The sequence below is a fragment of the Enterococcus sp. AZ167 genome (assembly GCF_051714025.1).
In the GTDB taxonomy this organism is placed as follows: domain Bacteria; phylum Bacillota; class Bacilli; order Lactobacillales; family Enterococcaceae; genus Enterococcus_D; species Enterococcus_D casseliflavus.
Map to the genome: position 1 here is coordinate 443,108 of NZ_JBIORB010000002.1, position 21,963 is coordinate 465,070.

Here is a 21,963-nt window from a genome sequence, read left to right on the forward strand (position 1 = left end):
TAAGGAGAATGATAAACATGAATCCATTGATTCAAGAACTAACTCAAGAACAATTACGTACTGACATCCCAGCTTTCCGTCCTGGGGACACTGTTCGCGTTCACGCGAAAGTTGTCGAAGGAACTCGCGAACGTATCCAGTTATTTGAAGGTGTTGTCATCAAACGCCGCGGTGCTGGTATCAGCGAAACTTATACAGTTCGTAAAGTATCAAACGGTGTAGGTGTTGAACGTACCTTCCCATTGCACACACCACGTGTTGCACAAATCGAAGTTGTTCGTTACGGTAAAGTACGTCGTGCAAAATTGTACTACTTGCGTGCATTACACGGAAAAGCAGCTCGTATCAAAGAAATTCGTCGTTAATCATTTATTATCAGATGAAGCAAAAGCCCTTGATTTCAAGGGCTTTTTTCTTTTGTTTGGCGTTATGTTCTATCATTTTAAAGTTCTAGAATTGATTAATTGTGGAAAAAGGGGAGGCTGTTACAGTGTTTTCTTTCTTCATAGATAAAAAGACAAAGTACTGGTTATAGTACTTTGTCTATCGAGAGGCTGTCCATTGTTCGGACGAGCGTTTTTTAATTAGCTTTGTCTATTCATCCCTTGAAACAACAACCATAGATTTGATCGTTTTTCGTTCCTGCATATCGGCATAGGCTTGGTTGATATCATCTAAATCATAGGTTTGGGTGAAAACGCGGCCTGGATTGATAGTACCATCAAGCACCGCTTTTAACAGGATTTCCTTATCATATGTTGTGACCGATGCAGATCCTCCTGCAATGGAAATGTTTTGAGCAAAAGTGGAACCGATTGGTCGATCATCATAGTGAGGGACGCCGACATAACCTACACGACCACCATTATGCAATACACCAAGGGCTTGTGTAATGGCAGCTTCTGTACCAACACATTCAAGAGCGGCTTCCGCGCCTCCGCCAAGGATCTCGCGTACCTTCGCGATTCCCTCTTCACCACGCTCAGCCACAACAGCTGTAGCACCTGATTGAAGAGCCATTTCTTGTCGATCTTTATGACGGCTCATTAAAATAATTTGGGAAGCCCCACGCATTTTTGCCGCGATGACAGCACATTGTCCTACGGCACCATCGCCAATCACGACGACTTTATCCCCTTTTTCTACATGTGCACAACGTGCCGCATGATATCCTGTGGGCATAACATCTGCCAAAGTTAAAAGAGACTTGATCATACCTTCCGTATAATCAGCTGGCTGACCTGGAACTTTTACAAGGGCCCAGTTGCCGTAATGGAAGTTGATATACTCAGATTGGAAACCGTTAGACCAATTCGTTGTACCTTGATGACGGTCGCATGTGCCATCAAAGCCGGCACGGCAAGCATCACATTCACCACAACCATGGGTGAAGGGGACGATGACAAAATCTCCAGGTTTCACAGTCGTAATGTCTGGACCGATTTCTTCAACGATGCCTAATGCCTCATGACCATCATTAACTGAATGAGGTTCTTTACTATCGCCATGGGCATACGACCAAAGATCAGAACCGCAAACACATGCTCGGACAACTTTAATAATAACATCATCGGCTGCTTGCAAAGTTGGCTTTTTTACTTCCTCCACTTTAACTAATCCTGCTTTTTCAAAAATTGCTGCTCTCATATAAATCCTTCTTTCTTAAGTTAGTATTGTTAGTATAAATGCTGAAGTTAACTTTAGGTCAAGAAAAAGACACATCAAGAAATGACGTTCTCTAAAAATTTATATCAACAAATTCGTTACATCCTGATTTATGGCAGAGGTTAAGAAAGAATTTCTTCTTTTTTGTCGTTACTTCAATTGAACCATCAGTGAATCAGCATGGATAACTCTAAAGGGCACTTGAACCATGAAATTTGAACAAAAAAAAGGAGGACTCGAAAATGATAAACGATTTTCGAGTCCTTCTTTTTTCTTGAGAGGAGAACCTAGCTTTTTATAGCTCAGATTCTTAGGTGATTTATTTAGTTCTTTTTTGAAAATTTTTATGACTATAAAAGTAATTATGGTCGATTCGGTCAATTCTACGGATGAAAAGAACGAATGACTGAATAAAGAAAGGATAGCAAATAGACAGGAAGAAAAAGGAAAATGAGACGTCTATTATTATGTCATTTGATAATGGTGTTGACATATGACAAAAGAGATGGCAAAATACAGATGTAATAGCAAATGACAAACATCTTGTCGTTTGACAAAAAGGAGGAAGAAGCAATGACGCTTTATACAAAGTTGTTACATCGTGAAAAAGAAGGAAACCCAATCAAGGTAGGTGTGATTGGGGCAGGACAAATGGGCTTTGGTATGATTTCACAAATTTCAACGATTCCTGGAATGATCGTCAGTGGGATAAGCGATATCAATTTAGAAGCTGCCAATCGTGCAGCTGCTGCTTACAATGCGACAGCCCATGAGAAGATCGACATTTTGATCAGCCAAGATTTTAAAGATATTATTCATTCCGATAAAGTAGAGATAATCGTTGACGCAACCGGTGTCCCCGAGGCAGGTGCACAAATTTCTCTTGAATCACTAATGGCGAAAAAGCATCTTGTACTTTTGAATGTTGAAATCGATATTACGATCGGACCGCTGATGAATAAGCTATATGGAGCAACCGACTTGATTTATACTGGATCAGATGGTGATGAGCCAGCGGCTACGATGCAGATGTATGAATTTGCTAAAAGTATGGGGATGGAAGTGTTAGTCGCTGGTAAAGGAAAAAATAATCAATTGATGGTCCATGCCAATCCAGATACGGCAGCTGCAAAAGCCAAAGCCCAAAAAATGAGCCCGAAAATTCTAGCGTCATTTCAAGATGGAACAAAGACGATGGGGGAAATGAACTTGCTCTCTAATGCAATGGGGTTTGTCCCTGATGTTGTTGGCATGCATGGCATCAGTGCTGATTTAGATGGTACGCTCGAACAACTGACGACCAAAGAAAACGGTGGGATATTAAATAAATTTGGTGTGGTGGAATATGTTGACGGAATTGCCCCGGGTATCTTTTGTATAGTGAAAGGGCAAAACGAAGGCGTTAGTCATGAATTAGATTACCTGATGAAAAAAGGCGAGCGTGATCATCATCTTCTCTATCGGCCGTTTCATCTATGCTCATTAGAAACACCAATTACGATTGCAAGAGCTGTACTAGAGCAAGATACAGCAATCGTACCTATGGGAGCACCTGTTTCAGAAACTGTTTGTGTGACGAAAAAAGCCATCCAAGCGGGTGAGCGAATCGATGGAATCGGCGGCTTTTGCGTAAGAGGTGTCCTTGAGACCCATGAAGACATGAAAAGAAATAGTCACATTCCGATTGGTTTGATTGCTGGCGCAGTTGCCAAGCGTCCGATCAAAGATGGCGCCTTTTTAACGGTGGATGATGTTGAATTAGATGAATCAACGACTGTATATAAATTACGCAAATTACAAGACGAAACATTTGATTAAACAGTAGTTAGCTTCTCCTTTAACCACTGATCCAGATAAGGTAAGTAGGAATAAAATAACCGTTAGCTTGTATCGAACATAGGAATCAATTACACTAAAAAGATATCAATATCACATACTTACAAAAATCGTGGTAGTTAAAGGAGAGGTTATTTATGCAAGGAATTGTGGTGCTAGGAACACTTATCGTCGTTTTACAAGGAATATTTAGTTTGTTTCAAATTCGGTATTATCAGCGCTTTGTGAAACAATTAATCCAACGCTATAAAAATAAAAGTGGGTATCAATTAAATACAGAAGTGGCCAAAAATTGGTATTCATCGGTGGTATTAGTCGTAGTAACAAATACACAGGGAAGGATCATTGAGGCGTATACGTATTCTGGCTTGACGATTTTTTCTCGTTTTACATCTTGTGAGGCATTAGTTGGTGAACAACCCTCTCAAGAGTTATTGAAGGAATGGCAAGCGAAAAAATCGTGTTTGCACCAAAAAGTGATTTTGTCCTTTTTAGACAAAAAAATGAAACCGATTACTTGATTTTAGGAGGAATGAATAATGAAATATATTGAATGGTTTGGTAAAAACTTTATTGGTTTGTTTGAAGCCGGTGGAGAACAATTTATGAGTTTTATGACTGGTATTATACCGCTATTGATCGTTTTACTAACATTTACCTATTCTTTGATCGCTATTATTGGAGAGAAGCGAGTCAATAAAGCAATTCGTGCCAGTGCGAAACATCTTGTATTAAGGTACACAGTCATGCCGATTTTATCGGTCCTTTTATTAACGAATCCAATGGCATATACGTTTGGTAAATTCGTTGAAGAAGAAGAAAAACCGGCATTTTATGATGCTGTAGTTTCATTTTTACATCCTGTAACAGGTTTATTTCCTTATGCGAATGCCGGCGAACTTTTTGTATACTTGGGGATCGCTAACGGGGTCATGAAGGCAGGGTATGATCAAGGAAGTTTAGCCGTTCGTTATTTCTTATGTGGGATTGTCGTGGTTTTCGTTAGAGGTGTGATTACGGAGAAAATCACAAAATTTTTAATGAAGCGAGAATCTGCCACAAAAACTGAAACGATTTAAAGTGTGTTGAATCGAGTATATGGGAGGAAAAGCGATGTACAGAAAGATTTTTGTAAAAAAAGGCAGCAACGGCTGGGGAAAAGGATTAGAAATTCAGTCTGAAGGGAAAAAAATCAAGATTATCTCTGTGACTGGAGGAGGAATTCATCCTGTTGCGAAAAAGATGGGCGAACTGAGTGGGGCTGAAGTCGTCGACGGTTTCTCAAATGCGATCCCAGAAGAAGAAATCATGGCAGCAGTCATCGATTGTGGTGGAACAGCACGTATCGGGGTTTATCCAATGAAGAAAATCCCAACAGTTGATGTTTTGCCATCTTCGCCTTCTGGCCCTTTAGCTAAGTTCATTACAGAAGATGTTTTCGTTTCTGGTGTCACGCCAGAGGATATCGAGCTATGTGAAAATAAAGGGGCAGTGCTTGTAGAAGAAAAAACGCTAGAGAAACAGGCGGATACTGAAACTACAGATGCCCCAGAGTCATTTGAAGAAAAGTATGCCCAAGCAAAAGCACAGCACCAAGCACAAAATGCCAAAAAAGAGAGCATTCTCGTGAAGTTCTCTCGAGGGATAGGCAAAGTGATGGGCATTTTTTACCAAGCAGGACGCGATGCAGTTGATATGCTATTGAAAAACATTATTCCTTTCATGGCCTTTATCAGCATGCTGATCGGATTTATCAATTATACAGGAGTAGGTGATCTCCTAGCACAAGCTTTAGCACCATTTTCTGCTTCGATCATTGGTATGCTTTTGATTGCTTTTATTTGTAGTATGCCTTTTCTATCGCCCATTTTAGGACCTGGTGGTGTGATTGCGCAAGTCGTTGGTGTATTGATCGGAACACAAATTGGCTTAGGCACCATTCCAGTTGCTTATGCGTTACCGGCGCTTTTTGCTATCAATGCTCAAGCAGGTTGTGATTTCATTCCGGTTGGTCTATCCCTTGGCGAAGCAAAACCTGAAACCGTGCAAGTCGGAGTCCCAGCGATCTTGTATAGCCGGGTCATTACAGGTGTGCTTGCAGTATTGATTGCTTGGGTCTTTAGCATCGGGATGTACTAATGAGAAAAAAGCAGAGGAAATCATACTTTTCTAAATGAAAAAAAATTCTACTCATTTGCAACAGAAGCAAAACGTTTGTGGAAGAGCATTGCCTAGTTCTTCCAAGAAATCGTGGGAGAAAACAACATCCATCCGCAGACATCGGCCAACATATTTCTAGAAAATCGCGAATTGGCTGTGTCATTTGACAATAGGTGTGGTATATTTTAATAAAAGGGTTTAGGGAGAGATGCGTGATGGATCGCACAGATGAAAAAGAGCTAGTTAAAATTGCATCGATGTACTATGAAGAAGGAAAAACCCAAGCGGAGATTGCGAAAATCATTGGTGTTTCTCGTTCTTTGGTTTCTAAAAATTTAATTGATGCGAAGGAAGCTGGCTTAGTAGAGATTTTTATTAATAGCAAAAGTGTTTATTCAGCAACACTAGAGCGAAAATTGGAACAAAAATACCAGTTGAAAAGTGCAGTTGTCGTGGATACGATGGATCTGGCAAATCATGAAGTGGACAAAATGGTCGGACGACAAGGTGCTTTGTATCTACAAAAGGTATCAAAAAAAGCTGCTAAAATCGGGATGTCTTGGGGGAAATCCCTCCGCAATTTAGTTGATAACTATCCTTTTGCCAATCAATCTGAGATCACCGTATACCCCTTGATTGGTGGGATGGGGGATGATCATGTAGATATCCACTCCAACCAATTATCGTATGATCTGGCAAGAAAAATGCGAGGACGAGCGAAGTATTTGTATGCTCCAGCGTTAGTTTCAAACCCACAAATTAAAAAGGACTTGACCGAAAACTCAACCATTCGTAGTGTCATAGCAGAAGCACGTGAAGTCGACATTGCTTTAGTCGGGGTAGCAAGTCCTTTCGAGGAAAGTACAATGGCAGAAATCGGTTATATTGATGATTCCGATATGAAAAGCCTTAAAGAAAAAGGAATCAAGGGAGACATAAATTCTCGATTTTTCGATGAAACAGGGAATGAAGTTGATTGTCAGTTGAATAAGAGTGTGATCGGTGTGAACTTAAAAGATATTAAAAAAATACCCACGGTCATCGGGATTGCTTATGGAGCAAAAAAAGTTTTACCGATAAAAATTGCACTAGAGCATCAGCTGATCAATGTCCTTGTTACAACAGATGAAGTTGCAAATGAATTGTTGCATGAAGCGTAAGTGTAAGTTATTAGGGCTCACAAAGCGTTGCAACGATCAGAACCAATAAACAAAATAGAAGCAGGTAGTCTTTCAAGAGCACTGTTTCTTACAGTCCAATTGTAAGCGTTATTTATTTAATTGAAAAGAATTCTAGGAGGATGTTCGATGTACAAAACGACAGTCACAGAAATCGGAGAATTAGTGGAAGCATTTAAAGAAGAAAGTTTATTGATCCTTTTTGGACCAAAAGCAACACCAGAATTGAGAGCGATTTCGGTCATCCATACGCATGAGGATCCAACAGAAGATGTGATTCAAGTTGGTGGGAAATTTCGTATTGGAGAAAAAGAATATGAGATCCAAGAAGTTGGATCGGCAGCAAATGCGAATTTCACTGAATTGGGGCATATCTCCATCTATTTCCGTGAGGGAGAAAATGAAGTTCTTCCAGGAGCGATTATCGTCTCGCCAAATGAGTGGCCTGATTTACACGTTGGACAAGCAATCACTTTCTAAATATTGCTTCCTCAAGGATCGGAGATTTAGTTGGAATGAATCAGCCATAGCCACAATGACCTATATTAGGAGTGATTGCTATCGATCTTAGTAAAGGTTTTTTCACAAAAATGATTTGAAAAGAATAAATCAGTCATTTATTCGCTAGAAGCCAATTGTTTCTCTTATTCAATCGACCAATGCTATAATGAGAACGGATTCAGCAGTGCAGCTTACCAAAGAAAGGGAGCAAGAAAATGGCGAACAAAATGGTGTTTATTAACTTGCCTGTCACTGATATCAAACGTGCAACATCCTTTTATGAAGCGCTGGGGTTTGTAAAAAATGAAGAGTTCTCAAACGAGACCAGCAGTGGAATGGTTTGGAGTGAATCGATTTGGTTAATGCTGTTAGAACATGCGTTTTACCAACAATTTCTAAATGGTAGAAGTATTGCAGATACAAAGAAGACGAGTGGCGCATTGATCGCGTTTAGTTTTGACACACCAGAAGAAGCAAAAAATTTTGCAAAAACTGCTGAAGAAAATGGTGGACAGTCGTTCCAAGTTGATATGGGGATTCCAGAGGACATGATGGTCGGTTATGAAATCGTTGATCCTGACGGCAATCAGATTGAGTCTGCTTGGATGAAGGGCTATTAGCAAAGTGCTCGTTTAAATAAAAAGGAAAAAAATGGTTCAGTAGGCAGTTCCCTCAAGAAGTTAGGCTTTTGTGCTAACTTTTTGAGGGCTGCTTTTTCTTGATGGGATCCTCGAGTTTTGTAAGATTGGTCAGTACCCTTTGTCTAAATCTGAAAAAAGAGGTATGATACAAGAAAAAGGAGTGGAGACGAAGTGAAATATTCAACGAAATACAGCGACGCCATTCACATCCTCGCTTACATCCACCTCTTTAAAGGAACTGATCTATCAAGTGATCGGATCGCCCAGAGTGTTGAAACGAATCCTGCTTATGTTCGCCGGATTATGAGTGATCTGCGTATTGCCGGATTGATCGAAAGCCAAAGAGGAAAACCAAACCCTAAACTAACGAAGGAACCAAATGAGATTTCTTTGTTGGACATCTATGCGAGTGTTGAAAAAGATCAGCATCTTTTACATGCGGACAAAAAGACCAATCCCAATTGCTTGATTGGGGGGAATATCCAAACGGTATTAGAGGAAACTTACGATGTGCTGCAAAAGAAAATTGAGCAGGAAATGAGTGCTATCTCGCTACAATCCATCATTGACGGCATTCAAGTAGAAGCCAATCATTAAAAGTGTCACATAATAGGCTGTAAAAAAAGAACTTTCACCTGCTAGGCAAATTCTTGACAGGGAAGAAAGTTTCTTTTATACTCTAGTTGTAACTTAATTAGTAACAACTGATTTTGAAAAAAACAAAAGTAGGAAGGATGATCATTATGAAAATCGGTATTATTGGCGCAACAGGGAATGCAGGTTCAGCAATTTATCAAGAAGCAGTACAGAGAGGACACGAAGTGACTGCTATCGTGAGAAATGAAGCGAAGGCCAAAGAACAACTTGGTGAGACGGTCAAAACACTTACAAAGGATGCTTTTTCCCTCACAGAAGAAGAGCTCAGTGACTTTGATGTGCTTGTTGACGCGTTTGCGACAAGTCCTGACAAAGCTTACTTGCATGTGGATCTGGCAGCAAAATTAGTGCACCTGTTTCGAGAAAAAAACACTCGTTTGTTCTTCATCTTAGGAGCCGGCAGTTTATTCAATGAAGCGGGGGAACGCAATCTCTCTGAGTTGAAAAAAGCACCAGGAAGCGAAAGTTGGATTGCGATTCCAGAAAATCAGCTAGACGAATATCTCTTTTTAGAAACAGTCAAAAATGTCCCTTGGGTGGGGATTTCTCCTGGGAATGTCTTTCAAGAAGGACCAGCTAAACCAGCGATTTTAGGGAAAGATCACTTACTATTCAACGAACAAAAGCAATCGGTGACATCTAGCGGTACGTTAGCTAAGGCAATTATCGATGAGATCGAAATAGTACAACATGAAAACACTCGCTTTACTGTGATTGATGCCTAGTAAGTTTTCAAAGACGACTGAGAAGGAAATGCTATGAGTAGCGTTGACTATTGGTACGAGTGGATGGATAGGCTTTTTTAGGCAACAGTTCTTTTTTCACATTATTGTTTCCCATACTCAGTAATTTAGACAAGACAAATCCTCTGTCTTTGCTTATAATCAAGGACAGAGGTGAGAAAATGAATAAAAAAATCGAAGCGTATGAATTGATGCTTCTGCAATTAAAAGGATTATTAGAAGCAGAGAGTAATTGGATCGCTAATCTAGCAAACTCTTCTGCTTTATTAAATGAAACATTGGAAGATACGGTGTTTGCCGGCTACTATTTGTTTGAAGAAGGCGAACTGATCTTAGGCCCGTTCCAAGGAAGAGTATCTTGCACCAGAATCACTATGGGCAAAGGGGTTTGTGGAGAGTCAGCGGCAAAACAAACGACATTGATCGTCCCGAATGTCAAAGAACATGAGAACTATATCTCTTGTGACTCGGCAGCTATGTCTGAAATCGTTGTTCCTATGATAGCTGATGATCAATTGATTGGTGTGTTGGATATCGATAGTGGCAAAACGAACAGCTATGATGAGATCGATCAGAAATATCTTGAAGAATTTGCGGCGATCCTAGTAGCGAGTCGTAAATAAATCGTCATTTCTTAATAATTAGCAAAAAACAATATAACGTTTACAAAGCAAGTGTTCATTGAATAATGGGCACTTTTTTCATTTTTTTTTTAAATAGACATGCATATCGCTTTATTTTATTAGAATTAGATGATAAGATGATAATACAATTAGAGAAACGAGTAGTAAGGAGCGCATTATGGAAGCAGAAACAATTGTATTAGGTAAAGCATATGAATGTAAACCAGTTGGCTTAGAAAGCCGCGTTATCGGAGAAGTGGTCAGAAAAATGGAACGTTGTGCCGTTTTGCATGTGATCTGTTATGAAGAGACCGATCATGACGAGCTTGAAGAACGTTGTGGACGAGTTGTGGCAAAATACAACGAGATCTATCAACCAGCATTGGTTGAATGCTTTTCTAGCTAAGGGTTAATCCCAATCAAGCGAAGCCATGCACGTAAACCAATTCCCTTAACAAAGGGGCTGTTTCTTGGAAGCAGCCTCTTTTTTTGATTCTTGGACACCGCTGCGTAGTAAAATACATGCTATAATGGGCGAGAAACTAGCAGAAAGCAGGGAGCGAAATGGAATTAGAAAAAACGGTCATTGATGACAAACAGATGCTTTTTGAATTGCCAAAGGAAGCAGGGCAACTGCAAATTGTTAAAGGAAAACTTATTGAAACAAAAGACAATACCGTCCTCTTAGCCATAAAAGAAGGCCAATTACTATCAGTAGCAGATGAGAATACATTTGATGACAAGCAAGAATATGATCGCTTAATGATCCTTACACCACCTTGGGAGATCATGGCGCCATACTTAGCAGCCTATTATCAAGAGAAATATCATTTGTCCAATGCTTCCAACGCACCTATCGTGATTCCACAGGAACTGCAACAAGGGGTCGCTGTTTGTGCGGAACCATTTGATTGCTTGATCGATTTTCTGGGGTATGTATCCACCAGCAAAAAGGAAACGAAAGCGGTGAAAAAAGGGGGCAAGCCTCGTCATAAATGGTCAAAAGAATTACAAGATGAACCCTTTATGGTGGATTATCAAGGAAGTACAGCAACGGTCTATTGGCAGAAACGCAACGAGGTTCGAATTGAAAAAGGCGCTACCTTGCGTCAAGAGGTTCCTTTGAACAAAGACGGCTCGGTGGGCTTTTCAGCTCGATTAGCAGAAAAGATACGGCAAGAGAATCAATCAGCGATCAAAGAGGGACGAACGATTGAAGACGTCGTATTAAAAAGTGTCAATGAGGTCGGCATGTTTCTTTACTATGGGGGGACCAATGGCTGGCTTCAATTAAAAGATCAGCAAGGAAGAACCCTGAACGAGCGAACGGTGGAATAGAAAAGAGAGATACTGAACAAGAAAGCGATCCACCAAAGCGAACGGAATCAGCTTTGGTGGATCGCTCGTATCGTTTAACTAGGAGTAGGCTCTTCATCGATCAAGACAAATTCTTGACCTGTTTTGGACAAAACAAGGCTCGGTTTTGCAGTTCCTTCCTTTTCTGCTCGATACGTCTCTCGGTGCTTTTGCAGATGTTCGGGGCGTTTTAACCAAGCTTGAAATGCTTTTTTCTCAGTCCATTTTGACACCAGCTGGAAAATGAGGTGGTCTTTTGATTCTGAAAACCAAGCTTCAGCAGAGTGACAGCCAGCGAATGTTTTCATTGAGGCGGTATCTTTTTTCATTTTAGCTAGAAATCGTTCTTTACCTTCAGGAATTACTTCAAATGCGACGGTACGGATATACATGAAATTCCTCCTTGCTGTGAGTGATTTCATTTAGTATAGCGCTAATTGAGAATCATTGTCAATTAGCGTAAGGGATTTGTACGTTTTTATCGATTTTCACTTTTTGATTAAATCTTTCAAAAGCCTTGAACAAATGAAAAAAGTACGTATAATTAATATACGTACTGAAGACTCCGAAGAGTATTGGAGAAAATGGATACTTGGGGAAGTCTTTCTTTTCTCACGTGCAATACTCTTCGTTTGTTTAGTGTACCACTCCCATTTTAAAATAGATACGTTTTTTTTACTTTCTGAGGAGATTTCTTTTATTCCTTGAGTTGAAAGGCAAAAAAGTGGGAAGGTTCTGAGAAAGCGCTATGAAGACGAAATTTATGTCTTCTTTTTTTGTGTGAAGGGAAGGAAAATTAAGAAAGTTTTTTTATCCATTTTACCTGCGAAATGATGTATAAGAAAGTATCATAAGTTCTGATCCCTAGAAGATCAGGACTTTTTTGTATGCTTTCTTGGCACGACTCCTTTCAACGATATTCAGCATAAAGCCGCTCTTTTCTACTTTTTACATTCAGAAGAGCGTTTCTGACACAACCATGTAACCTCTTACATTTTTTGGTCGTGTTAAATTGACAGGCTGCATAAACATGCGGTAAACTCGGTACAACAAACAGAATTTTTTGAATTATCTGAATGTTAGAAGGGGATGAGTAAAAATGGGGAAACGTAGCAAATATGCAGTATCGCTTGTGTTACTAGGCAGCTTTTTTTTAGCAGCTTGTCAAAATGGCACTCAAGAAAACGAGACGGATTCATCAGCCGCTTCTTCTGCAGAGCAAGTGATCAATGTGCAATTTTCGGCAGAGATGGGCAGTGCAGATATTTCTTTAGCAACCGACTCTTACAGCTTTATCACGTTAAACAACGCCTATGAAGGTCTTTATCGCTTAGATGAAAACAATGTTCCTGTGATCGCTGGTGCAAGCGAAGACGCTGAAGTTAGTGAAGATGGGCTTTCTTACACCATTTCACTGCGGGAAGAGGCAAAATGGTCCAATGGCGATCCAGTTACTGCAGCTGATTATGTTTTTAGCTGGCAACGCACCGTTGATCCAGCCACTGCTTCCAATTATGCTTATATGCTGGCACCCGTTAAAAACGCTGCCGCTATTTCAGATGGTACGCTAGATAAAAGCGAGTTAGGGATCGAAGCAGTCAATGATCATGAATTGAAAATCACGTTAGAAAAACCGACGCCTTACTTTTTATCTTTACTGGCTTTTCCAACTTTCTTCCCGCAAAACGAGCGTGTCGTAGAAGAGTTCGGTGACCAATATGCCTTAACCAGTGAAAACGCGGCGTACAATGGACCATTCCTATTGACCAATTATGCTGGACCAGGCACCGACATCCAATGGACATTGGCGAAAAATCCCGATTATTGGGATGCTGATTCGGTCAAACTTGAAACAATTAACTTTGATGTCGTGAAAGACTCATCGACCGCTTATAACTTGTACGAAAGCGGACAAGCCGATGACATTATTTTAAGCGGTGAATTGGCGATGCAGAATGTGAATCATCCTGATTACATTGTTCAGCCTAGTGCAACCACTCAGTATTTAGAAATGAATCAAGCACCAGAAGATTCGCCTTTTCGAAATGCAAATCTGCGCCAAGCCATTTCGTATAGTATGAATCGACAACAAATCGTTGACAATATTTTAGGCAACGGCTCCTTACCGGCGGTCGGTTTTGTTCCTTCTGACCTAGCGTTTAATCCAGAGACAAAGGCTGATTTTGTCGAGGATGCGGCAACCACGTTAGCCTTTGACGAAGAAAAAGCCCAAGAATATTGGGAAAAGGCAAAAGCTGAACTGGGTATCGATACATTGTCTTTTGAACTGTTGACATCAGATACCGATCAATCGAAAAAAATGGCAGAATACATTCAAGGTACCTTGCAGCAAACACTGGATGGGCTGACTGTCGAAGTCACAAACGTTCCATTTTCTGTGCGCTTGGATCGTTCAAATAGCGGCGATTTTGAGATGGTCATGAACAACTGGATCGGGGATTATGCAGATCCAATCAACTTTTTGGAATTGTTCAAAAAAGACAGTTCCTATAATCGTGGAAAATGGCTAAATGATGACTACAATCAATTGATCGAACAAGCCTCCAATGAAAATACTAACGATCCAGAAGCCCGTTGGGAAAATATGGTAGCAGCAGAAAAAATCTTAACCGACGACTTAGGCGTTATTCCACTCTTCCAAAGTGCTGAAGCACATCTACGGTCGCCAAAAATCAAAAGCCTCATCGTTCATAGTGTTGGCGCGGCCTATGATTATAAAAATGTCTTTGTCGAAGAATAAGGAGAAAAAAGCTCCTTTTGTCTATTCATTGTCTGACTTCGCCAAAGAGGGCAGCAGACGAGAAAAACGTTACTAGAATGTTTAGCAACTTGATAACAAGGAATAAAGCAGTTCTTTTTCTAGCAGCGAACAATGACGTATTCATTTTAGCTAGATAAGAACTGCTTTTCTTTTTGGGAGGAACACCAATGAAAATCACAGCAGTTGAAACCAAACGAATTCCGATCCAGCTGAATGCACCCTTTAAAACGGCGCTCAGAGAAGTGCACGCCGTCGAAGTGATTCGAGTGCTGCTTTTTTTTGATAATGAGATCGTTGGCATCGGAGAAGCAGCACCTACCGAAGTGATCACCGGTGATACAAAAGAAAGTATTTTAAAAGATATCGAAACGGTCTTTGCCCCGTTCCTGTTAGGCAGAAAGGTAGATGCCCAATTGCTAGTAATGGATGAGCTTCATGCGCTGATCCAGCATCATACGAGCCCTAAAGCGGCGATTGATATCGCGTTGCATGATGCACTGGCAAAAGCGGCCAACTTGCCTCTTTACCGCTATTTAGGTGGTTCTGCCAATACACTGACAACCGATTATACGATCAGTGTTGGCTCACAGGAGCAGATGCTGCATGATGCCCAAGCGAAAGTCCAGGCGGGATTTCGCTCCTTGAAAATCAAACTAGGGGCAGGAACGATCGAAGAGGAAGTTGCGAAAATTCGCCGCATCAATGAACGCTTGGCAGGAAAGATTCCCTTTCGAATTGATGCGAATCAAGGCTGGACCAAAGAAGAAGCGGTGCAGATTTTAGACCAATGGCAAGACATTCCGATCGAGTTTGTTGAACAGCCAGTAAAAGCCCATGATTTTGCTGGACTCAGCTATGTGACTGCTCGTACGACGATTCCAATCATGGCCGATGAAAGTCTTTTTTCCTATGAGGATGCCAAGCGTTTGATTACTGAAAACTGCTGCAATTATTTGAACATTAAATTGATGAAAAGCGGCGGGATCAAAGAGGGACAAAAAATTTATCACTTGGCAAAAGAGCATCAAATGCCAGTGATGGTCGGTTCGATGATTGAAGGGTATGGGGGAATGGCGGCAGCCGCCCATTTTGCCTTGGGGATGGCCGACGTCCAATTTTATGATCTGGACGTTCCTTTTATGTGGGAGACCCAAACGACTTCCCCTGAAATGCAAGGGATTCTTCAGCGTCCAGGAAGCTTGAGTGTCACCGAACGCATCGGTCTAGGAATCAACGAATAAATAGTTATGAGAGGAGCAAAGATGAAACAAATTGTTCAGGCTGGCTCTTCCTTCTTATGGAAGGAACCCAAAGAAAACAAAGTACTAGCAAAAATCAAAGCATTTCCTTTAGAAGCGCTGCACACTTTTTTGACTGATGAAGATACGATGCGGCTTTATCAGGAAAGCTTAGTGGACTCCGAAGTATTATATGGGACGATAGTAGAAGTCATCACCCAAACGGATGGTTGGTCCCATGTGATCGTCTTGGATCAAAAAAGCAATAAACACCCACTCGGGTATCCCGGTTATCTGCCGAACGAGGTATTGAAGCCATTGCCACCAGATTATGCACCAGCTAAAAGAAGGATTGGGGTGATTGCAAAAGAAGCCGTGCTTGTTTTTGACTCGACCACACGACTTGTTTCTTTTGGAACAGTTTTACCACTTGTTGGGGAAACCGCAGATTCCTATCAAGTGGCTACGCCTAATGGACCAGCAACGATCGCTAAAGCTTTTGCTCACGTCCTATTGGACACATGGGCAAAGCTCCCAGAAAAAATAATAGCCTTGGCAGAACAATTTATAAACCAGCCCTATGTCTGGGCAGGCATTAGCGGCAGTGGCTTTGATTGTTCTGGATTCATGTATTCGCTGCATCGACTTCATGGTATTTTAATCCCCCGAGATACGATCGAGCAAGCACAACAAGCAAACATCGTACCTTACAGTCAGGCACAACCAGGGGATCTGCTGTTGTTTGCTTATGAAGAAGGAAAAGGCGAAGTCCATCATGTCGGTCTATATTTGGGGGATGACGAAATGATTCATTCAAGAACACCTGGGTCACGGGTCATGAAAACCAAAATCACTGGCTCTAATTATGAACCAGAACTCGCAGTTGTGGCGCGTTATTGGCAAAACCAGCCGAATGCATCACAGGAATGCTCATGAACATTCTTTTCATGATCGTAAGGAAAGGGGCATTTGATGGGAAAAGATGACTTGCGTGTAGCAATTAAGCCTATTCTAGAAAACTATCAGACAACCTTGGAAATGGGTTTATGGATCGGTACGCCAACGGAATGTCTCATTGACTATCAGAGTCAAAAGTCGTTTTCGGCAGCGAGTATCAGTAAGCTTGTTTTGTATGCCTATTATCTTGAACAGATTATCGAAGAAAAAATCGATCCGCAACAGCTGATCGGTGTGAACGCCGTTGATCTGACAGGGGGTGCTGGGGTGATCCGTCTTTTTCCTCAGAAGAAAGGTTGGACCATCAGTGAACTTCTCACGGCGATGATCGCCGTATCTGATAATACTGCGACCAATGTACTATTGGACTTAGTAGGGTTGCCCACGCTTCAGGCCTGGATTCAGGAGCCAGAGATTCAATTTGAACGGTATATGATGCGACCGATCAAAGGCAAAGAGAACCGCTTGACCCCCTCGGCGGCTGCTAAACTACTACTAAGGTGTGTTAAACGAGAAGAAGCTGCACTAGGGTTTTCACCCTTAAATCAGCAGCAATTTCAAGAAGGATTAGCGGGAAATTTTGCGGAAACTGCGCAGCCCGCTTGCCGCATTTTTAATAAGACAGGCCGTCTTGACCGCATCGAACACGATGTAGCGTATTTACAAGCCAATGAAACGACGATCATCATTGCGGCATTTTCCTATGATAAAACCGGTAGTGGTCAAGGGATCAGTTGGCTAAGAGAAATTGGTCAAACAGTCTATCAGCAATATTTTTAAGTAAAATGCGCTGCGTATCGCTCCTCACTTAGAGGCACTTGATCCGCAGCGTATTAATTATTTACAACAATAAAATCCCCCATATCAAAGCGGTGCCGTGATTGGGAAAATTCAAAAGGCGTCCCATCGCCGAGGTAAACCGTTTGCTCAACTTCTAAAATGGGATCGGTGGCAGCACAAGCTAAGTATTGCTGGTCATAGGTGTCTGCACGATCCGCTTTGATACGACGGACAGATGTTCCAATCGAAGAGTGGAGTTGGTTCGTGATGTAGCTATAGACTGAAGAGGATAAGACTTCTTCGGTAATGACAGGAATGACATGAAGCGGCATGATGGTATACTCTAAAACAACGGGTACATCGTCAAATAGACGCAGACGAACGATATCATAAATTTGCTGGTCACTGCGAATTTTTAGTTTTTCTTGTTCTTTCTCATCGGGAAAAAGAATGGCAAAAGAAATGATCTTGCTGGTGATTTTTCCTGTCTCTCCAAGGCGCTTCGTCAGCCCGCGATTGATCTTGGCGTTGTAATCGAAGGTTGAATAGGAATCACTGATAAACGTACCCGTGCCTTTTTTACCGTAGATAATGCCTTCCATTTGTAAAATATTCAATGCTTTTTGAATCGTCACGCGGCTCGTTTGATAATCCGCAGCCAGTTCGGATTGCTTCGGCAATTTTTTCTCTTCTTCGTAAAACCCGTGATTGATTTTGCTCCGTAAATCGGCAGCGATGTCATGGTAGTTCGCCATTTGCTTCACCTCAAAATAATAATAAGTGATAAAACGAAGTATGTAAACTTGGAGCTTTACATACCCTGTTTTGAAGGCTTTTCCTGCGTTTACATTCTTCAGGAAATGAATTACATTTGTAATGTAATCGTTTTCTAATAATTGAAGAATAGGGGTATAGGAGGGAGTTTTATGCAAGGATTTATGGATCGACTCGCTGACGTTTTAGGAAAGTTTGCCAATAGGATCAACAATTTACGCTACATCATGGTCATTAAAAATGCCTTTGCTGCTTTGATTCCAGTAATCATTACAGGAGCGTTTGGTACATTGTTTTCAGCAATGGTTTTTGATGCTGAAAATGGATTGGCACAAATCGAGGCACTGCGCTTTTTAGAAAGTTTAAAACCGATCTCATCTGCGGTCAGTTATGTGACGTTGAGTTTCTTAACGATCTATGCAGTGTTTCTGATTGGGATTGAGATAGCAAAATTAAATAAGATTTCTGGGGTCTTTCCAGGAATCATCGCAGTAATGTCTTATCTTTCTGTTAATCCAATGATCTTTGAATTTTTGCATGAAGATGCGACGGTGGTTGCCGAAAACGTGCTGGCTAAGCAATATACTGACACGAAAGGCCTATTTTTAGGCATGTTCGTTGCGATCGTTTCCATCGAGCTTTATGCGTGGTTAGGAAGACAAAAACGGCTGCAGATCACGATGCCTGATAGTGTTCCTGGGAATGTTTCGGCAAGTTTTTCGGCATTGTTTCCAACGATTTTCACCGTGACCATCATCGCCACCGCTGGTTTTGCTATCAAAGCACTCACAGGGATGTATGCTTACGATATCATCTACAATGTCGTCCAACGACCACTGGAAGGGATCGTCCAAGGATTGCCAGGTATCTTGTTGTTGATGTTTATCGCACAAGTTTTTTGGGTCATCGGGATTCATGGGAACCAGATGGTCAAACCCATTCGCGAACCATTGTTGCTGGCAGCGATCGCTGTCAATACGGAAGCTTTTGAAGCTGGAAAAGAAGTACCCAATATTATTACGATGCCGTTTTGGGATATGTATATGAGTATGGGCGGCTCTGGGGTTACGATTGGGTTGCTGATTGCGATTTTGATCGTCGGCAAGCGGGAGGACATGCGCCAAATCACTAAATTGTCATTAGCACCTGGGATTTTCAATATCAATGAGCCAGTGATCTTCGGAATGCCAATTATGCTGAATCCCATTTTGGCGATTCCCTTTATCCTGACACCGTTAGTAACAGGAACGATTGGGTACGTGGCGACAAGTCTAGGCTTTGCCGCTAAAGCCGTGGTAATGGTCCCATGGCCGATGCCACCGATCGTCAATGCTTATCTAGCTACTGCTGGGGATATCGGGGCTGTGATCACGCAAGTTATCTGTATTGTCGTGGCAATTTTGATCTATCTACCTTTTGTTTTGGTAATGAATCGTACGACCAATGAAGTTGCATAAAGGAGTTTTAAAAAAATGGTAAAAATACCTGAAACATTTATTTTAGGGGCTGCTTCGTCTGCTTGGCAGACAGAAGGCTGGCAAGGAAAGAAAGAAGGGCAAGATTCGTATCTCGACCGCTGGTACAAAGAAGAACGCTTTGTCTGGCATAATGGCTACGGGCCGGCTGTTGCGACGAATTTTATGGAAAAGTTTTCAGAGGATGTTGAACTGATGCAGGAGGTTCATTTGACCCATTACCGAACATCGATCAATTGGGCGCGCTTCTTTACCGACCATGAACAGCTGATCGTTGATGAAGATTATGCTGCTCATATCGATCAGCTTATCGACCAATTGCTTGCGGGTGGGGTCGAACCGATGCTTTGTTTGGAACATTATGAACTGCCAGCTAGTTTGATGGATGCCTATGATGGCTGGAGCTCGCGGAAAGTGGTCGATCTATATACTCGTTATGCCGAAATCGCCTTCGAGCGTTACGGTGATCGAGTCAAACAGTGGTTTACCTTCAATGAGCCGATCGTTATTCAGACTCGTTGCTATCTCGATGCGATCCGCTGGCCCCATGAGCAAAACACAAAAAAGTGGATGCTTTGGAATTATCACAAAGTATTGGCTTCCGCCCAAGCGGTGGCTGTCTATCATGAAAAGGGCTACGAGGGGCGCATCGGTTGTGTGCTAAATCCAGAAATGGTTTACGCACGCTCTTCCTCACCAGAGGATCAAAACGCGCAAAAAATGTACGATCTTTTTTTCAACCGAATCTTTTTTGATCCAATGGTTAAGGGGCATTATCCAGATGAACTTATCACGCTTTGCCAAACCTATGACATCTACTTTGATCCGACAGAAGAAGATTTGGAAACGATCCGCACCCATACGGTGGATTTCTTAGGTGTCAATCAGTACTACCCTAAACGCGTGCGGGCACCACGATATCAATGGCATTCGGATACACCATTTCATCCAGAAATGTTTTATGAGACCTTTGATTTGCCAGGAAAACAAATGAATAACTCCCGTGGCTGGGAAATCTATCCGAAGGTCATGTACGATATGGCTAATTATCTTAAAGAAAATTATGGCAATATTCCATGGCTGATCACTGAAAATGGTATGGGGCGGGAAAATGAAGAACAGTATATGGATGCCACAGGTCAAGTCCAAGATGATTATCGGATTCAGTTTATTACCGAACATCTTTACTGGCTGCTAAAAGCCGTCGAGGAAGGCGCCGACTGCGAAGGCTATATGCTTTGGGCATTTACCGATTGTGTTTCACCTATGAATGCGTTCAAAAATCGCTATGGTCTCGTACGAATCGAGCTAAATGAAGAACGGACTCGGTCATTAAAAAAATCAGCCGCTTGGTATCGTTCCCTGATTGATGAACGGTGGCTTCCATTTGAAGAAAAACCATTGATTCTGTAATAAAAACCCACGTTGATTTCCTCATCCTAAAGGAAATCAGCGTGGGTTTTCAGTTAAAAGGGTTGTTTATGAGGAGCAAGTTTCTCCCAGTCAAAGGTGACGCCAATCCCTGGTTCTTCTGGGGCAATCGCACAGCCATCGGATGGATCGATCACTAACGGTCTCGTGGTGTATTGATCGATTGGGAAACTGTGCATTTCGAGATACCCAGCATTAGGCATCGCTGCTAGTAGACTAACGTGCAATTCTTGCATGCCATGTGTAGAAACAGATAAGTTACTTGTTTGTGTTAAGGCAGCAATTTTCAACCAGCCGGTGATCCCACCGCAATTGGAAGCGTCGGGTTGCGGAAAATCGACATTGCCATATTTGATCATATGAGCAAATTTGATAGGGGTGCGCAAGTTTTCTCCGCCTGCCACCGCAATTTGCCCTTCTTTAGCGATACGAGCGTAGCCTTCGTAATCTTCGGGGATCGTTGGTTCTTCAAGGAACAAAATGTCATAAGGCGCCATCAGTTTGGCGGCTTTGATCGCTTTTTCAACAGACCAGCTCATGTTGGCATCCACCATAAAGACAACATCGGGACCAATCAATTCTCTGACCGCTTTTATTCGAGCAATATCTTCGGCAAGTGTTTTTTGTCCCAATTTGATTTTGACCGCTTTTAATCCCATGTCTAAATATTTTTGATTATTGGCTAAGAGTTTTTCAAGAGGAAAGTTTAGATCAATCGCACCACCATAGCATTTTACTTTGTTGCTTGCGCCGCCTAAAAGTTTGTAGAGGGGTTCTTGTGCTTTTTTCGCACGTAAGTCCCACAAGGCGATATCACAAGCCGCAATGGCGAAACTTGCTAAACCGCCTCTGGCAACATAGTGGATTCCCCAGTTCATCTGATCCCACAAGGCTTCCACACATGCTGGATCTTTCCCTAAAAGGATCGCTTTTAGTTCTTTATCGATCAGTTTGGCGATCGATTCGCCACCGAAGCCACCAGTATACGTATAGCCGACCCCTTCACGTCCATCATCAGTAACGATCTTGACGATAGGCACTTCAAAGTGGGTATGTAAGCCATGCTTCGCATCTTCCATGATTTCTGGAAGAGGTATCCGATAATACGCTGTTTGTACATCTGTAATTTTTGCCATTAAAAATCCTCCTCAAATTAATGTTCACGT

At 41.7% G+C, this 21,963-nt stretch carries 23 protein-coding genes; 19 read left to right on the forward strand and 4 right to left on the reverse strand.

The annotated features are described in order from the left end of the window. Positions 1–17: 17 nt before the first annotated feature. Positions 18–365: a 50S ribosomal protein L19 gene (rplS, locus tag IGJ05_RS13790; RefSeq protein WP_002357176.1), complete on the forward strand. Its 348-nt coding sequence runs from the start codon at positions 18–20 to the stop codon at positions 363–365. Between the two features lie 229 nt (positions 366–594). Here the strand turns inward: rplS and IGJ05_RS13795 are convergent, their stop codons facing one another. After that, a complete protein-coding gene (locus IGJ05_RS13795) occupies positions 595–1,647 on the reverse strand; it encodes a zinc-binding dehydrogenase (protein ID WP_438725292.1) in 1,053 nt (350 codons plus the stop codon). Between the two features lie 591 nt (positions 1,648–2,238). On the opposite strand from IGJ05_RS13795, the gene IGJ05_RS13800 reads away from it, so the two are divergent. The 12 genes from IGJ05_RS13800 (at position 2,239) to IGJ05_RS13855 (ending at position 11,342) form a co-directional block, all read left to right on the forward strand. Then, positions 2,239–3,483, forward strand: a complete 1,245-nt coding sequence (locus IGJ05_RS13800) for an NAD(P)H-dependent oxidoreductase (RefSeq protein WP_284591031.1) — start codon at positions 2,239–2,241, stop codon at positions 3,481–3,483. Positions 3,484–3,638: 155 nt separating this feature from the next. Next, a complete protein-coding gene (locus IGJ05_RS13805) occupies positions 3,639–4,022 on the forward strand; it encodes a transcriptional regulator GutM (protein ID WP_284591032.1) in 384 nt (127 codons plus the stop codon). A gap of 18 nt (positions 4,023–4,040) precedes the next feature. Continuing rightward, the gene (gene srlA, locus IGJ05_RS13810) at positions 4,041–4,580 is read left to right on the forward strand and encodes a PTS glucitol/sorbitol transporter subunit IIC (protein ID WP_005237225.1); all 540 of its coding nucleotides are present in this window, start codon (positions 4,041–4,043) and stop codon (positions 4,578–4,580) included. Between the two features lie 34 nt (positions 4,581–4,614). After that, on the forward strand, positions 4,615–5,640 hold the full coding sequence (gene srlE / locus IGJ05_RS13815; protein WP_438725295.1) for a PTS glucitol/sorbitol transporter subunit IIB: 1,026 nt from the start codon (positions 4,615–4,617) through the stop codon (positions 5,638–5,640). Between the two features lie 236 nt (positions 5,641–5,876). Further along, positions 5,877–6,821, forward strand: coding sequence for a sugar-binding transcriptional regulator (locus IGJ05_RS13820; protein ID WP_325845691.1), 945 nt, complete (start codon positions 5,877–5,879; stop codon positions 6,819–6,821). A gap of 147 nt (positions 6,822–6,968) precedes the next feature. Continuing rightward, a complete protein-coding gene (locus tag IGJ05_RS13825; RefSeq protein ID WP_015510125.1) occupies positions 6,969–7,319 on the forward strand; it encodes a PTS glucitol/sorbitol transporter subunit IIA in 351 nt (116 codons plus the stop codon). Positions 7,320–7,555: 236 nt separating this feature from the next. Then, positions 7,556–7,960 carry a VOC family protein gene (locus IGJ05_RS13830; protein ID WP_195960891.1) on the forward strand — a complete coding sequence of 135 codons (405 nt, stop codon included), beginning with the start codon at positions 7,556–7,558 and terminating at the stop codon, positions 7,958–7,960. A 192-nt stretch (positions 7,961–8,152) separates the two neighbouring features. Then, positions 8,153–8,578, forward strand: coding sequence for an Rrf2 family transcriptional regulator (locus IGJ05_RS13835; RefSeq protein ID WP_010749722.1), 426 nt, complete (start codon positions 8,153–8,155; stop codon positions 8,576–8,578). Between the two features lie 137 nt (positions 8,579–8,715). Then, on the forward strand, positions 8,716–9,363 hold the full coding sequence (locus IGJ05_RS13840) for an NAD(P)H-binding protein (RefSeq protein WP_438725297.1): 648 nt from the start codon (positions 8,716–8,718) through the stop codon (positions 9,361–9,363). A gap of 179 nt (positions 9,364–9,542) precedes the next feature. Next, entirely contained in the window at positions 9,543–10,004 is a 462-nt protein-coding gene (locus tag IGJ05_RS13845; protein ID WP_015510123.1) for a GAF domain-containing protein, read from the forward strand. A 178-nt stretch (positions 10,005–10,182) separates the two neighbouring features. Continuing rightward, positions 10,183–10,410: a hypothetical protein gene (locus tag IGJ05_RS13850; RefSeq protein ID WP_438725298.1), complete on the forward strand. Its 228-nt coding sequence runs from the start codon at positions 10,183–10,185 to the stop codon at positions 10,408–10,410. A 158-nt stretch (positions 10,411–10,568) separates the two neighbouring features. Next, positions 10,569–11,342 carry a hypothetical protein gene (locus IGJ05_RS13855; protein ID WP_438725299.1) on the forward strand — a complete coding sequence of 258 codons (774 nt, stop codon included), beginning with the start codon at positions 10,569–10,571 and terminating at the stop codon, positions 11,340–11,342. Positions 11,343–11,416: 74 nt separating this feature from the next. Here IGJ05_RS13855 and IGJ05_RS13860 read toward each other — a convergent pair whose 3' ends face one another. Then, entirely contained in the window at positions 11,417–11,752 is a 336-nt protein-coding gene (locus IGJ05_RS13860) for an antibiotic biosynthesis monooxygenase family protein (protein WP_438725301.1), read from the reverse strand. Positions 11,753–12,459: 707 nt separating this feature from the next. Between IGJ05_RS13860 and IGJ05_RS13865 the strand changes: the two genes are divergently transcribed. From IGJ05_RS13865 to IGJ05_RS13880, 4 genes are all read left to right on the forward strand, one after another. Continuing rightward, complete coding sequence (locus IGJ05_RS13865) at positions 12,460–14,121, forward strand: peptide ABC transporter substrate-binding protein (RefSeq protein WP_438725302.1); 1,662 nt, start codon at positions 12,460–12,462, stop codon at positions 14,119–14,121. A gap of 188 nt (positions 14,122–14,309) precedes the next feature. Beyond that, positions 14,310–15,383: a dipeptide epimerase gene (locus tag IGJ05_RS13870; protein ID WP_438725304.1), complete on the forward strand. Its 1,074-nt coding sequence runs from the start codon at positions 14,310–14,312 to the stop codon at positions 15,381–15,383. Between the two features lie 21 nt (positions 15,384–15,404). Next, the gene (locus IGJ05_RS13875) at positions 15,405–16,316 is read left to right on the forward strand and encodes a C40 family peptidase (protein ID WP_438725306.1); all 912 of its coding nucleotides are present in this window, start codon (positions 15,405–15,407) and stop codon (positions 16,314–16,316) included. 36 nt (positions 16,317–16,352) lie between these two features. Continuing rightward, entirely contained in the window at positions 16,353–17,117 is a 765-nt protein-coding gene (locus IGJ05_RS13880) for a serine hydrolase (RefSeq protein WP_438725307.1), read from the forward strand. A gap of 53 nt (positions 17,118–17,170) precedes the next feature. Here IGJ05_RS13880 and IGJ05_RS13885 read toward each other — a convergent pair whose 3' ends face one another. Then, positions 17,171–17,872 carry a GntR family transcriptional regulator gene (locus IGJ05_RS13885; RefSeq protein WP_438725308.1) on the reverse strand — a complete coding sequence of 234 codons (702 nt, stop codon included), beginning with the start codon at positions 17,870–17,872 and terminating at the stop codon, positions 17,171–17,173. Between the two features lie 171 nt (positions 17,873–18,043). On the opposite strand from IGJ05_RS13885, the gene IGJ05_RS13890 reads away from it, so the two are divergent. Next, positions 18,044–19,348 carry a PTS sugar transporter subunit IIC gene (locus IGJ05_RS13890; RefSeq protein ID WP_438725309.1) on the forward strand — a complete coding sequence of 435 codons (1,305 nt, stop codon included), beginning with the start codon at positions 18,044–18,046 and terminating at the stop codon, positions 19,346–19,348. Between the two features lie 15 nt (positions 19,349–19,363). Further along, complete coding sequence (locus tag IGJ05_RS13895) at positions 19,364–20,779, forward strand: glycoside hydrolase family 1 protein (protein WP_438725310.1); 1,416 nt, start codon at positions 19,364–19,366, stop codon at positions 20,777–20,779. Between the two features lie 53 nt (positions 20,780–20,832). Here IGJ05_RS13895 and IGJ05_RS13900 read toward each other — a convergent pair whose 3' ends face one another. After that, positions 20,833–21,933, reverse strand: coding sequence for a mandelate racemase/muconate lactonizing enzyme family protein (locus IGJ05_RS13900; protein ID WP_438725312.1), 1,101 nt, complete (start codon positions 21,931–21,933; stop codon positions 20,833–20,835). Positions 21,934–21,963: the final 30 nt, after the last annotated feature.

Coding starts and splice junctions, on each gene's coding strand:
- IGJ05_RS13850 (WP_438725298.1), top strand. CDS start 10,183: ATGGAAGCAGAAACAATTGTATTAGGTAAAGCATATGAATGTAAACCA.
- IGJ05_RS13795 (WP_438725292.1), bottom strand. CDS start 1,647: ATGAGAGCAGCAATTTTTGAAAAAGCAGGATTAGTTAAAGTGGAGGAA.
- IGJ05_RS13885 (WP_438725308.1), bottom strand. CDS start 17,872: ATGGCGAACTACCATGACATCGCTGCCGATTTACGGAGCAAAATCAAT.
- IGJ05_RS13840 (WP_438725297.1), top strand. CDS start 8,716: ATGATCATTATGAAAATCGGTATTATTGGCGCAACAGGGAATGCAGGT.
- IGJ05_RS13800 (WP_284591031.1), top strand. CDS start 2,239: ATGACGCTTTATACAAAGTTGTTACATCGTGAAAAAGAAGGAAACCCA.
- rplS (WP_002357176.1), top strand. CDS start 18: ATGAATCCATTGATTCAAGAACTAACTCAAGAACAATTACGTACTGAC.
- IGJ05_RS13830 (WP_195960891.1), top strand. CDS start 7,556: ATGGCGAACAAAATGGTGTTTATTAACTTGCCTGTCACTGATATCAAA.
- IGJ05_RS13875 (WP_438725306.1), top strand. CDS start 15,405: ATGAAACAAATTGTTCAGGCTGGCTCTTCCTTCTTATGGAAGGAACCC.
- IGJ05_RS13895 (WP_438725310.1), top strand. CDS start 19,364: ATGGTAAAAATACCTGAAACATTTATTTTAGGGGCTGCTTCGTCTGCT.
- IGJ05_RS13900 (WP_438725312.1), bottom strand. CDS start 21,933: ATGGCAAAAATTACAGATGTACAAACAGCGTATTATCGGATACCTCTT.
- IGJ05_RS13805 (WP_284591032.1), top strand. CDS start 3,639: ATGCAAGGAATTGTGGTGCTAGGAACACTTATCGTCGTTTTACAAGGA.
- IGJ05_RS13890 (WP_438725309.1), top strand. CDS start 18,044: ATGCAAGGATTTATGGATCGACTCGCTGACGTTTTAGGAAAGTTTGCC.
- IGJ05_RS13865 (WP_438725302.1), top strand. CDS start 12,460: ATGGGGAAACGTAGCAAATATGCAGTATCGCTTGTGTTACTAGGCAGC.
- srlA (WP_005237225.1), top strand. CDS start 4,041: ATGAAATATATTGAATGGTTTGGTAAAAACTTTATTGGTTTGTTTGAA.
- IGJ05_RS13825 (WP_015510125.1), top strand. CDS start 6,969: ATGTACAAAACGACAGTCACAGAAATCGGAGAATTAGTGGAAGCATTT.
- IGJ05_RS13845 (WP_015510123.1), top strand. CDS start 9,543: ATGAATAAAAAAATCGAAGCGTATGAATTGATGCTTCTGCAATTAAAA.
- IGJ05_RS13870 (WP_438725304.1), top strand. CDS start 14,310: ATGAAAATCACAGCAGTTGAAACCAAACGAATTCCGATCCAGCTGAAT.
- IGJ05_RS13880 (WP_438725307.1), top strand. CDS start 16,353: ATGGGAAAAGATGACTTGCGTGTAGCAATTAAGCCTATTCTAGAAAAC.
- IGJ05_RS13855 (WP_438725299.1), top strand. CDS start 10,569: ATGGAATTAGAAAAAACGGTCATTGATGACAAACAGATGCTTTTTGAA.
- IGJ05_RS13860 (WP_438725301.1), bottom strand. CDS start 11,752: ATGTATATCCGTACCGTCGCATTTGAAGTAATTCCTGAAGGTAAAGAA.
- IGJ05_RS13820 (WP_325845691.1), top strand. CDS start 5,877: ATGGATCGCACAGATGAAAAAGAGCTAGTTAAAATTGCATCGATGTAC.
- srlE (WP_438725295.1), top strand. CDS start 4,615: ATGTACAGAAAGATTTTTGTAAAAAAAGGCAGCAACGGCTGGGGAAAA.